Below are 11,704 nucleotides of genomic sequence, written 5' to 3' on the forward strand. Positions count from 1 at the left end.
GCTCACTCGGCGGCGCTCATTCGACGGCACTCATTCGACGACGGCGATCCCGCGGGTTCCGTCCTCGTCCACGTAGCTGACCGCCGCGCCGGTGCCGACCGGGCTGAGCTGCGCGTCGTGGCACCAGTTCGCCGGGATCGGCTCGCCGTCGTCCTGCTCGGCCGCGAACTCGACCTCGCTCGACCGCCCGTCCTCGATCGCGTACAAGTGGCAGTCCGGGCGGTTCGGGTCGAGCGAGAGGTCGGCCGCGAGCATCGCCCGGTTGTCGGGCAGCACCGTCGCCCAGCCGCGCGCGACCTCCGGGTCCAGCGGCGTGAATCCCAGCCGCACCGCCCTGCGGTACAGGCGCTCACCCGATTCCACGTCGTATGCCATGACCCCGAGCCACGACCCCTCCTTCGCGGTGAAGCACTCGATGATCTGCACGGTGCGGCGGTCGGCCGTCGCGGCCCGCGCCTTCGCCTCCCCGCCCGCGGCCGCGCCCGGCGCGGGCGCCGCGGTCGGCTGCGACAGGTGCAGCGTCCCGGCGCAGGCCGAGGAGTTCGTGGAGCCGAAGGTCTGGTCGCCCACCCGCCAGCGCTCGGTGCCGTCCGCGATCGCATAGGCGATCAGCTGGTGCTCGAAGCGGCGCGCGGAGAACGGGCCGTCGGTGACGCGGTGCTCGATGCGGCTGTCGATCACGATCGTGTCCTCGGTGACGAGGAACGAGTCGGGGACGACCACGGCGCTGCGGTCGATCTCCTGGTGCCAGGCGGCGGCGCCGTCGTCGAGGTCGAAGGCGAGTACGAGGTCGCGGGCGATCGACCGGTCGGGGGCGGGCATGCAGTCGGCGAGCAGGAGCGCGCGGGACCCGGCGGCCTGGGCGGCGGTGCCTTCGCAGCCGTCGGGCATCTCGGCCTCCCACACCAGGTTCCCGCCGAAGTCGTAGACGGTGAACGTCTGGCTGCGGTCCTTGGTGAACAGGAGCCGGTCGTCGGCGAGGGCGAGGAGGGCGCCGGGCGAGCCGTCGAAGTCGGCGGTGGCGGCTTCGCTGCCGTCGCGGGTATTGAGGACGCGGGTCTGGAAGTCGCCGTTGTTGTCGGCACGGGGGCCGGTGAGGGCGACGAGGTCCTGGGACTGGGAGAGCACGGGCGGCTGGGAGGCGAGCCAGTTCCAGCGGCGGTGGTACCAGATGGCGGCGCCGGTGGCGGGGTCGAGCATGGTGACGGCCTGCGGGGTCGGGTCGGCGGGGTGGTCGGTGCGCAGGAGACCGTACGGGGTGTCGGTGAAGCGCTCGACGCCCGCGAGGTCGGCGAGGCCGTCGAGGTCGGGGTCGGTGGTGCTGCCGGTGGCGGCGGCGTCGCCGACGAGCACGTCCTGGTTGGCGAGTTCGGCCCAGAGCTGCATCGCGGGCGCGAGGGCGGCGGCGAGTATGACGATGATCGCGCTGGCGAGCACGGCGACCTTTCGGCGCAGCTGTTTCGGGGCGGGGGCGCGGCCTCCCGAGTAGCCTTCGACGACGAATTCGGAGAGGGCCAGGAGGCCGCCGCCGACGACGCCGAAGACGTACGCGAGGGCGGCGACGCCGGCGCGGTGGGTGATGAACTGGCCGGGACCGGCTTCGGGCATCGAGGAGTAGACGGTCCACCCGGCGGCGGCGGCGAGGACGGCGGTGAGGAGCGCGGTGATGATGGTGCGCAGCCCGGCGTGGGTGGCTGCGGTGGCGATGACGACGGCGACGAGCAGGACGGATCCGACGGTGCCGATGATCATGTAGACGCCGGAGGAGCCGGAGCTCACGCCGGTGCCGAAGGAGGCCCAGACGAGGAGCGCGGCCCAGCAGAGGAGGGCGGTGATCCCGGCGGCGCGCAGGGCCACGCGGGCGAGCGGGCGCCCGGACCGAGAGGTGCTGCCGCTGTCGGCCGTGCGGTGCGCGGCGGTGCTGGAACGGCCGGTGCCGGTGGCGCTGTGGGACATGCCCTCTTTCTACCGGTCACCGTTGCTCGGAGCAGTGCTTTCGCGCAGATCGCGAGGCGGTTTCTCTCTTGGGGCCGGTCGGCCGGCCGGCGGTGTCACCGGGCGGCGGCCGTGCGCCTCGGGGTGCCGCGTCGGGCTCGGGCTCAGCCGAGGGGCGCGGCGGCGATCGGGGTGTAGAGCGGTTGCGCGCCTACGGGCCCCTTGCCGAAGTCGGAGCGGTAGAGCACGACCTCGTTCGCGGTCCAGCTCGGACCGTAGTAGCGGCGGAGGGTCAGCAGGTCTTGGGCGGCCTGCTGGTTGGTGACGCGGTCGCCCGGGCGGGCGAGGGTCACGTGCGGGCGGTACTGCTTCTGGTCGACGGGCAGGCCGCCGGCGATGAGTCCGGCGCGGATGCGGTGCACGAGGTCGACGAGCGCGGCGACGTCGCCGTCGAGCCCGGCGTAGACGACCGAGTAGCGGCCGCGGCCGAACCGGCCGCCGCCGGAGACGCAGAGCCGCATCGGCTCGGACTCGCGCGCCGCGGCTGCGATGACCTCGGCGGTCTCCGCGCAGCGGTCGGCGGGGACCTCGCCGAGGAAGGAGAGGGTCAGGTGCCAGTTCTCCGAGCGGACGAGCCGCGAGGAGGGCGTGCGGCGGCCGGTCGCGCCGGGGCGGCTGGGGGCGCCGCGGCGGGCGATGTTGAGGTCGGCGACGACTTCGGTCAGGTCGGCGACGGCGTTGTCCGGCAGCGGGAGCGCGGCGAAAAGGCGCTCGGTGCGCACTTGGGTCGCGGCCTGCGGGACCGCGGTGGCGGAGGCACTCACTGGATTCCCTCCAGGGGCTCAACTCGGGGTCAGTGACACGCGCTGCGGCGAGAGGTGTGTCGTCGCGGCGCGGTCGGGGCTGTCACGATGTGACCTATCCTCGCAGCAACACGAGTCGTTAATTCAGTGAAATCCCACGGGACGGGACAGTAATTTCGACGAAGTAACACTCCTGTGCACGGCTGAGGCGGTGGAGGCGCAGGAGGTTCCGGGTAACGCGGGAGCACTCGGACAACTCACGAAAACGAGGCGATGCGCATCGTTCAGGAAGTGGGAATCGCCGGATAACAGTGAATGAAATGTCGGATGACCCGATCGGCTGCGGTCACCTCACGCCGACGCGGTCTCGCCCGCGAGTGCCGGGACCGGCGCCTCGGCGGTGTCGCCCAGGGCCGCGCGGCGCTTGAGCTGCGCCCGCTTCGCGAGGGCCAGCGCGGCGGGCGTCGCGATCCCGACGATGCCGCCGAGCCACAGGCCCGCGCGGGCCCCGTAGACCTCCATGAACACGCCGACGATGGGCGCGAACACCGCGGTCGAGCCGAGGAAGACCAGCATGTACAGGCTCAGGACGCGGCCGCGGAAGTCGGCGCGCACGCCCATTTGGACGCGCTGGTTGGCGGCTTGCGCGTAGTAGACCATGGCGAAGCCGGTAGGCGCGAGGAGCGCCATCGCCGACCACAGCGTGGGTGCGAAGCCCACGAGCAGGGTGCCGACGCCGAGCAGGGCCGAGGACGCGAGCATCGTGTTCAGGCTCGGGCGGGTCGAGCGCCGCCCGGAGGCGAGTGATCCGGCGAGCGCGCCGACCGCGAGCGCGGTGAGCAGCAGCCCGTACGAGTCGGCGCCGGTCTCGAACTCGGTGCGGGCGAGCATCGAGAGGGTGAGCGCGAAGTTGAACGTGAAGCCCGAGACGAGCAGCGAGACGATGAGGACGGCGATGATGTCGGGGCGGGCGGCCGCGTAGCGCAGGGCGTCGCGGATGCCGCCGGCGGCGGCGTCGCGCCGGACCGGGTTGGAGAGGCTGCGGCGCAGCAGGACCGCGCAGGACAGGGCGGGGCCGAGGAAGATGAACGCGCACATGACGATGACGGTGCCGGTGGAGGTGAGCGCGATGAGGACCCCGGCGAGTGCGGGGCCGGCGATGCGGCTCATGTTGAAGATGGCGCTGCCGAGGCCGACGGCGTTCGGGAGCGCCTCGCGGTCGACGAGTTCGGAGTAGAAGGCCTGGCGGGCGGGGCCTTCGACGACGGCGACGGAGCCGAAGGCGGCCATGCCGACGTAGACCATCCACAGTTGGATGTGCCCGGTGAGCACGACCGCGGCGAGCCCGGCGGTGACGGACGCGGAGCCGAGGGAGCACAGGAGGAGGACGCGGCGCTTGTCGAAGCTGTCGGCGATCTTGCCGCCTTGGAGGCCGAAGAGGAGGTAGGGGCCGAACTGGAGGGCGAGGGTCCAGCCGAGGGCGGTGCCGGAGTTCCCGGAGAGTTCGAGCACGAGCCAGCTGATGGCGGTGGTCTGGAGCCAGAAGCCGAGGGTGCCCAGCAGCTGCCCGACGGCGTAGATGCGGAAGCCGGGGTAGGACAGCGCACGGAACGTGCGATGCAGCTGGCTGAGAATGACCGGAGACATTGATGCAAGGATAACTACTTACCGGTCGGCTAGCCAGTAAGCGTGATCGACTTCTCGCAATCCCGCGAGTACTCCGGAGGGCGCAAAAAAGGCGGGTCCGAAGTCCCGCCGCCGCGCCATACGGGTGGCCCCGGGTACCCGCCCGTTCCCACCTTCACCACTACCAGTGAAAAGGACACCATCGCATACGGGTACGACAAAGGCCCGCGATCGAACAGATCGCGGGCCTTCCTCAGGTTCTTGCGCGTCCTAATTTCTTGTCAGCAGAGCCGCTCTGCTTCTTGTCCGCAGAGCCGCTCTACTTCTTGTCGGCAGAGCCGAACAGCACATCGTCCCAGCCCGGGAGCTGGTTGCGGGGCTTCGAGCCGGCCGCGGCAAGGGGCGGCGTGTTCATGTCGTCCTCGGCGACCGAGCGCTTGCCCGGGCGCAGCACCGCGAGCGAAGGCACCTCCGGCGTCTCGCGCTGCTCCGGCGCGGAGGTGCCCGGCAGGCCCAGCTGCGAAGTCCGCTTCCCGCGGCCCGCCATGTCGTCGAGCGGACGCTCCAGCACCTCCCGCAGGCGGTCGCGCCGCAGCGGGTCCGGGTGCGAACCGTCGTCGTCGCGGTCGCGCAGCCCGTGCATCGGGTCGCGCGAAGGCCGCACCGGATCACCCGGGCGCACTCCGAGCTCCGAGACCGACTCCTGGTGGCCGGGCATCTGCTGCGGCAGCGGCGTCGAGAGGAACTGCGCCATCTCGTCGTCCGGCGTCACCGTCTGGCGGGCCCGGTCGAGCTTCCAGCGCGCCCTCGCGGTCGTCTTGCCCGACGACCACGAAGCCTGCACGAGCCACGAGCCGTCCTCGGTGCGCCAGGCGTCCCACGAGACCGCCTCGGGGTCCACCCCGTGCGTCCCGAGCTTCACATCGACCACATTGGACATGCGCTCGCCGCGCTCCGAAGTCGCCAGCCGCGAACGGCGGGCCGCCTGGGCGAGCATCGCGCGCTCCTGGAGCACCGGCCCGGCATAGCGCAGGACCCGGTCGACTGCGACCTGCGCGGACGCGGCGATGTCCTCGGCGCTCTCACCGGCGCGGATGCGGGTCTGGATGTCGCGAGGAGAAAGACTGACAGCGGCGGGGCGCTGCGGCACAGGGCGGCGCGGGGCTTCAGGCCGACTGGGCGCACCCTCTACTTTGGCCCGAAGCGCGCTTCCGCCCTCGGGGACATCGACTACGGCCGCGACACGCTCGTCGATCGGCAGCGCGAGCAGCCTCCCGAGTTCGTCGGCGAGCACCAGCGCATGACCGTCCTCTGAGAGGGCTACGAACCGTACCGGCCTCATGCCTTCCACCCCTCGCGTGTCGTCTGTCAGCGCCGCATCGCCAGCTCATCCGAGCGTACGCCCAACCCTACCGGCGGACCACAACCGGCGGGGTGCCGATAACGGATCGCCTTACCTCCAAGGAGACCCGCGGCGCCCACTGGCCCGCTCGCGTCGACGCGACGTCGTTTCATGTCAGCGTGACCGATTGTCGCAGGCACTGTCGCAGCGTACATTGGCAGCGTGTCCACCGACGGAACTTCCAAGCCACCGGCCTCGTCCGGCTCGTCGGCGTCCCCCCGCGAGGCCTACCAGCGCGTCAAGCGCACCCCGGAGCTGCCCGCCCCGAAAGCGGTGAAGATGCGGATGGCCCCGATCGCCGCGATCGGGACTCTACTGTGGGCGGTCGCGCTGCTGCTGACGCAGATCTTCCGCGAAGAGCTCGCCGACGCGGGCCGTGAATGGTGGGCCGCCTGCGCCCTCACCGGCGTGGTCATCGGCATCCTCGGCACCGCGGGCATGGCGCTGGCCGACAGGAAGCACTTCGGTAAAGCGAAGCGGAGCCGAAGCTAGGGCGCAGTGGTAAAGCGAAGCGGAGCCGAAGCTAGAGCACAGCGGTAAAGCGAAGCGGAGCCGAAGCTAGGGCACAGCAGTAAAGCGAAGCGGAGCCGAAGCTAGGGCGCAGTGGCAAAGCGAAGTGGAGCCGAAGCTGGGGCACAGTGGTAAAGCGAAGCGGAGCCGAAGCTAAGGCGCAGTGGTGGGACGAAGCGGAGCCGAAGCTGAGGCGCAGCCGTCGTTCCGACTGGGCGCGCCTCGTCCGTTAGAGGATCTCGGAGCCCTCGTCGTCGTAGATGACCTCGGACTTCTCGACGCCCTGCGGGGTCGTGTCGACGAACTCGCTGATCTGGGAGTGGGCACCGCAGCCGTGGTCGGCTGAGACGACGCGGGCGTCCTCGGACGAGTACAGGTTCGCGCAGGCCCCGAAGGCCTGGCGCATCGAGCCGGCCAGCGGCAGGAAGAAGCCGCAGGTCCCGCATCGGGCGGCGGCCGGAGCGGCCTCGGAGATCGGCGCGGTCGGGCCGCGGTCGCCGTCGTACCAGCGCTGCGCGGCTTCGGCGCGGCCTTCGCGGTTCATCACGCGTTCGCGGCCGAGGCCGAGCTCGTAGGCGATGTCCTCGACTGCCTCGTCGTCGGAGAGCTGGTAGGCGGGCATGAGACGGTCGTCGTCGTCCTCGGTCGGGAGGACTTCACCGGTGCCGACCTCGCCGCCCTGGAGCCGGTCGGCCCACGGGACCCAGGCGGGAGAGCGGAGCGCCTCCGGGCCGGGCAGGAGCGCGGACTCGGAGACGGTGGCGACGCGGGCGCGGGGCGCGCGCGTGAGCACGACGGCCCAGCGCCAGCCGCGGTAGCCGGCCAGCGTGCAATCGAAGTAGTGGGTGACGACCCGCTCGGTCTCGGCTTCGACGCCGAGGTGCTCACCGACCCCGTCGCCGGCCTCTTCGGCGGCCTCGCGGGCCAGGTCGAGGGCGTCGGCGAGGACCCGGTCCAGGCGCGGTTTGCGGCTGCGGGTCTTGGCGGCGGCGGTAGAGGTGTCAGGCACGCTTTCAAGCATAGGCCAGCTCGCGGCCCCACCTGGCGGACGGTGCGTCTGGTGGGAAGCGGAATACGCCACATTCCGCGATCGGAGGGCTGGCACATGTCGTCCCCCCGCGTCAGGGTTTCGGCTGGACCAATGTTCGGCTCGCAGGCGTCGCCCAGGCCGGGTCCACGCTTCCCACGCACGACCCGCCCAGAATGCCTGCTTTGCACTGCCCGGCGTGCGTTCGCCACGGCTCCGGCAGCGGCCGCCGCCTCCGGGCGCCCGGTAGCGTTGAGGCCATGCGAATACTCGTCGTGTGCGCGGTCCCCGAGGAAGCCCAGGCCGTGGAGGCCGGGCGCTCACTCCGCCACGAGCTGGACGTCCTGGTCTGCGGCGTCGGACCGGCCGCCGCCGCTGCCGCCACCGCGCGGACCATTGCCGAGAACAGCCACATGGGCCGCGCCTACGACGTCGTCGTGAACGCCGGCATCTGCGGCGCGTTCCCCGGCAAGGCCCGGATCGGCGACCTCCTCATCGCCACTGACTCGGTCGCCGCCGAACTCGGCGTCGCGCTCCCCTGGCGGTTCCAGCCGATCGACGAGATCGGCTTCGGCACCAACCGGATCGGCTGCAACACGGTCCTCACGGTCGCGGTCGAAGGCGTGCGCGGCGAGATCCTCACCCTCGCCTCGATCACCGGCTCAGACGGGCTCGCCGCCAACCTCGCCCACCGCTACCCCGACGCGATCGGGGAGGCGATGGAGGGCTTCGGCGTCGCCACGGCCGCGCAGCAGGCCGGGCTGCCGTTCGCCGAGATCCGCGCCGTCTCCAACTACATCGGCGACCGCGACGTCGAGAACTGGGACTGGAGCGCCGCTTTGAAGACGCTGACGACCGGCATCAGGGAGCTGTAGGGATGGCGGCACTCGGGACACCGTTCGACCTCCCTCTCGACGACGATCCGGCCGGCGCGCTGCACCTGGCGCACTCGCCCTGCCCCAACGACACGTTCATCTACCACGCGTGGACCTCGGGCCTCATCGACGGCGCCCCGGCGACCCGCCTGACGTTCGCGGACATCGACGTCACCAACACCGCTTGCGCACGAGGCGAATTCGACGTCGCCAAGGTCTCGTACGCGGCGCTGCCGTACCTCGGCGACGAATGGCGGCTGCTGCCCGCGGGCGGCGCGCTCGGCCGCGGGTGCGGACCGCTCGTCCTCACCGCCGGCGGGACCGGCACCGGCGATCTCGCCGGGAAGCGCGTGGCCGTGCCTTCGGACCGCAGCACCGCGTTCATGCTGTTCAACCTGTGGCTGCGCGATCTCGGTTCGCCCGAGGTGACGTGGGAGGTCGTGCCGTTCGACCAGATCATGCCCGCGGTGCGCGACGGCCGCTTCGACGCCGGGCTCGTGATCCACGAGGCCCGGTTCACCTACGGCGAGTACGGGCTTCGATCCCTTGTCGACCTCGGCGAGTGGTGGGAGGGGAGCACCGGCTGCCCGATCCCGCTCGGCGCGATCGTCGCCAAATCCCATCTCGACACCGATGCGGTCACTACCGCGATCCGCGCGTCGCTCGACTACGCGCGGGCGCACCCTGAGGCGAGCCGCGCGTACGTGGCCGAGCACGCGCAGGAGATGTCGGACGACGTGTGCCGCATGCACATCGACCTGTACGTGAACGAGTTCTCGCGGGACCTCGGCACCGAGGGCCGCATGGCCGTCGAGCGTCTGCTGGGCGGCGCGGCCGACCTGGGGCTCGTCCCGAAACTCACGTTGGCGATCCCGTAGGGCGCTCGGCGTAGCCGGGCCGTCACCCGAGCGGTCCATTCCGTCCGGTTCATGCCACGCTAGGCTTGACGGACTCAATCAGTTCCCTGCAGACGAGAAGTTCGAGGTTCAGCGGTGCCCAGTGGTCGAGTGAAATGGTTCGACGCCGAGAAGGGATTCGGATTCGTCTCCCGCGATGACGGCGGCAAGGACGTGTTCGTGCACCGCGACGCGCTGCCCGAAGGCGTCGAAGAACTCGCCAAGGGCACGAAGGTCGAGTACAGCATCATCGACACGCGCCGCGGGGTCCAGGCGATGGGCCTGCACGTCGTGGCCGCCCCGCAGGTCGGCGCGGCCCCGGCGGCCGAGACGGCGAAGCGCTCGCCCGAGGAGCTCAACAGTCTGCTGCAGGACCTCATCGGGGTACTCGAACAGCAGGTCATGCCGCCGCTCTCCCGAGGTCGGCGTCCCGACCGCAAGACCGGCGCGAAGATCGCCGAGCTGCTCCGGGCCGTCGCGGGCGACCTCGAGTAGCGAGCCCGGCCGCATGCGCCGGGATAGTCTCTGTGAGGTGACCTCCCAGGCTCAGGCGACTCCCCAGGCGACCGGCGCCGTGCACGCCGGCGCGTCCACCACCGCCGATGGCGCTCCCGTCGACCGGGTCGACGCCCTCCTCGACAGGCTCTCCTCGCTGCCGTCGCTCATGGTGGCGTTCTCCGGCGGCGCCGACTCGGCGTTCCTGCTCGCGGCCGCCGTCCGGGCGCTCGGCCCGGATCGGGTCGAGGCCGCGACCGCCGTCTCGCCTTCGCTGCCTCGCATCGAACTCGAGCGCGCCCGCGAGTTCGCGGCCGGGCTCGGGGTCGCCCACCACGCCCCGTCCACCGACGAGCTCTCGCGCGAGGGCTACCGCGCCAACGCCGGGGACCGCTGCTTCTTCTGCAAGACCGAGCTGATGAGCGTCGTCGCGCCGCTCGCGGCGGAGCGCGGCATCGCCGCGGTCGCGACCGGCACCAACGCCGACGACGTCCGCGCCGGGTTCCGTCCCGGGATCCGCGCCGCCGCGAACGCGGGGGCGCTCACGCCGCTGGCCGACGCCGGGCTCAGCAAGTCCGAGATCCGCGCCGCCTCGCAGGCGTGGGGTCTGCCCACTTGGGACAAGCCGGCCGCGGCCTGCCTGGCGAGCCGCATCGCCTACGGGGTGGAGGTGACCGCGGGCGGGCTCGAACGCGTCGCCGAGGCCGAGCATGCGCTGCGGCTCGCGCTCGCCGAGGCCGCGATCCCGGTGCGGAACCTGCGGGTGCGGGACATGGGCGGCGACATCGCGAAGGTCGAGATCGACGCCGAACTGGTGGCGGCGGTGGCCGGACGGCCGGAGGTGCTCGCGGTCGTCGAGGGCTTCACCGAGGTGCGCTTGGACGAGCAGGGATTCCGGTCGGGTGCGATGAACGAGCTGCTGCCGAACCCCGAGCGGTACCGCTGAGGCGAAGCGCCGGCGGCGGAGGGAACTGAGTACCCGGTGAGACGGGCCAGCGGCGATCGTCAGTGGAGGATGAGTCCGAAGATCCGCCTCACCGGGTCCATAACCCCTCGGGAACCCCTCATTCCCCGAGGCCCTCACCGTGGGACATGAGACTGAGCGCGCCCTGAACCGCTCCTGGCAATTCCCTGATATAGGGGTGTTCGCCTCATAACATGCGGTGTCCGCTCTTTCCGGTCGCAGCCCGGCTAACCATCCCTAATCGACACTCGCTCGAGGCGGTCCGCGACAGGCCCCGCCGCGACACGCTCCCCTCGGCCGCCGGAGTCCGCGGCGACTCGGCGTGTAGAACGGTCCTGTGGAGGTTTCGGGCTGCGCCAGCGCCTATCAGCCGGGGTGCTCGGCCGGGTGCGGCGAGCCCCTGGGCGCGTCCTGCGGTCCCGGTGGTCCGTGCAATGCCTGCGCGGCCGCCTGCGGGGGCGCGAGCGATCCGGGCCCGTTCCATGCAATGGTGCCGGGGCTCTTCGGGTTCGGTCGGCTCACGCCGGAGCGGCTGGCAGCCGCGCGGGAGCGGCATCGGCCCGGTCCCCGGCGGTTCGGGCTGCGGCTCATCGCGGGGTATCGGCGGTGGCTTTCGCCGCGGGTGCAGGTGGCGTGCCGGTTCGTGCCGAGCTGCTCGGGCTTCGGCTACCGGGCGGTGTCACGGTACGGACTGTGGACGGGCGGGCGGCTGGCGCTCGGGCGGGTGCTGCGGTGCCGGCCGGGGGTGACGCCCGGCACGCGTGATCGAGTGCCCGGTCCGCGGGGCGACCGATAAAATCCAGCGCATGAGTGACTCGAACATCGCCAGCCGCCCGTCCGACACCGAGGCGAAGATCCGCAGCCGGGCCGTCAAGCCCGGGCACCTGGAGGTCGGTGAGTTCACCTCCGGCCACATCGGCGCCTCTTCGCCGTTCGGCACCTCCTCCTTCCCGCTGCCTACGGCCAGCATTTACTTCGAGCACACCGGGCCGGTGGCGACGCGCATCCTGGAGGACGAGCGCCACTGAGCGACGTCCGCAACGGATTACCAAGACGTTGTAAGAAAATTTCATAGGTGGTATGTTCTTGCGCACACGGGGTGTGCGTCTCGTCGTGCATCCGTCACGTCGCGGCGCGCGCCCCGTCCCCCCGTTCAACCCCCGGAGGAAGA

At 71.5% G+C, this 11,704-nt stretch carries 12 protein-coding genes; 7 read left to right on the forward strand and 5 right to left on the reverse strand.

The features are described 5' to 3' along the window. Positions 1–30 precede the first annotated feature (30 nt). From O1R50_RS21665 to sepH, 4 genes are all read right to left on the reverse strand, one after another. Complete coding sequence (locus O1R50_RS21665; protein WP_270112309.1) at positions 31–1,956, reverse strand: outer membrane protein assembly factor BamB family protein; 1,926 nt, start codon at positions 1,954–1,956, stop codon at positions 31–33. Positions 1,957–2,099: 143 nt separating this feature from the next. Then, positions 2,100–2,759, reverse strand: coding sequence for an RNA 2',3'-cyclic phosphodiesterase (gene thpR / locus O1R50_RS21670; RefSeq protein WP_270112310.1), 660 nt, complete (start codon positions 2,757–2,759; stop codon positions 2,100–2,102). Between the two features lie 330 nt (positions 2,760–3,089). Then, positions 3,090–4,385 carry an MFS transporter gene (locus O1R50_RS21675; RefSeq protein WP_270112311.1) on the reverse strand — a complete coding sequence of 432 codons (1,296 nt, stop codon included), beginning with the start codon at positions 4,383–4,385 and terminating at the stop codon, positions 3,090–3,092. 298 nt (positions 4,386–4,683) lie between these two features. Beyond that, on the reverse strand, positions 4,684–5,706 hold the full coding sequence (gene sepH, locus O1R50_RS21680; protein WP_270112312.1) for a septation protein SepH: 1,023 nt from the start codon (positions 5,704–5,706) through the stop codon (positions 4,684–4,686). Positions 5,707–5,928: 222 nt separating this feature from the next. On the opposite strand from sepH, the gene O1R50_RS21685 reads away from it, so the two are divergent. Further along, on the forward strand, positions 5,929–6,258 hold the full coding sequence (locus O1R50_RS21685; RefSeq protein WP_270112313.1) for a DUF2530 domain-containing protein: 330 nt from the start codon (positions 5,929–5,931) through the stop codon (positions 6,256–6,258). Positions 6,259–6,505: 247 nt separating this feature from the next. On the opposite strand, the gene O1R50_RS21690 is transcribed toward O1R50_RS21685, so the two are convergent. Continuing rightward, positions 6,506–7,285 (reverse strand): DUF3027 domain-containing protein, encoded by a 780-nt coding sequence (locus tag O1R50_RS21690; protein ID WP_270112314.1) that lies wholly within the window; start codon positions 7,283–7,285, stop codon positions 6,506–6,508. 278 nt (positions 7,286–7,563) lie between these two features. On the opposite strand from O1R50_RS21690, the gene mqnB reads away from it, so the two are divergent. From mqnB to O1R50_RS21715, 6 genes are all read left to right on the forward strand, one after another. Next, positions 7,564–8,178, forward strand: a complete 615-nt coding sequence (gene mqnB / locus O1R50_RS21695) for a futalosine hydrolase (RefSeq protein ID WP_270112315.1) — start codon at positions 7,564–7,566, stop codon at positions 8,176–8,178. Positions 8,179–8,237: 59 nt separating this feature from the next. Then, positions 8,238–9,056: a 1,4-dihydroxy-6-naphthoate synthase gene (locus O1R50_RS21700; protein ID WP_408612784.1), complete on the forward strand. Its 819-nt coding sequence runs from the start codon at positions 8,238–8,240 to the stop codon at positions 9,054–9,056. Positions 9,057–9,170: 114 nt separating this feature from the next. Next, a complete protein-coding gene (locus O1R50_RS26505; protein ID WP_270112317.1) occupies positions 9,171–9,569 on the forward strand; it encodes a cold-shock protein in 399 nt (132 codons plus the stop codon). A 37-nt stretch (positions 9,570–9,606) separates the two neighbouring features. Continuing rightward, positions 9,607–10,515 carry an ATP-dependent sacrificial sulfur transferase LarE gene (gene larE / locus O1R50_RS21710; protein WP_270112318.1) on the forward strand — a complete coding sequence of 303 codons (909 nt, stop codon included), beginning with the start codon at positions 9,607–9,609 and terminating at the stop codon, positions 10,513–10,515. Positions 10,516–11,020: 505 nt separating this feature from the next. Further along, complete coding sequence (yidD, locus tag O1R50_RS26510; protein ID WP_408612782.1) at positions 11,021–11,329, forward strand: membrane protein insertion efficiency factor YidD; 309 nt, start codon at positions 11,021–11,023, stop codon at positions 11,327–11,329. 10 nt (positions 11,330–11,339) lie between these two features. Next, complete coding sequence (locus tag O1R50_RS21715; protein WP_270112319.1) at positions 11,340–11,561, forward strand: hypothetical protein; 222 nt, start codon at positions 11,340–11,342, stop codon at positions 11,559–11,561. The last annotated feature ends 143 nt before the right edge of the window (positions 11,562–11,704 follow it).

This window comes from Glycomyces luteolus (genome assembly GCF_027622875.1).
Taxonomy (GTDB): Bacteria; Actinomycetota; Actinomycetes; order Mycobacteriales; family Micromonosporaceae; genus Glycomyces; species Glycomyces luteolus.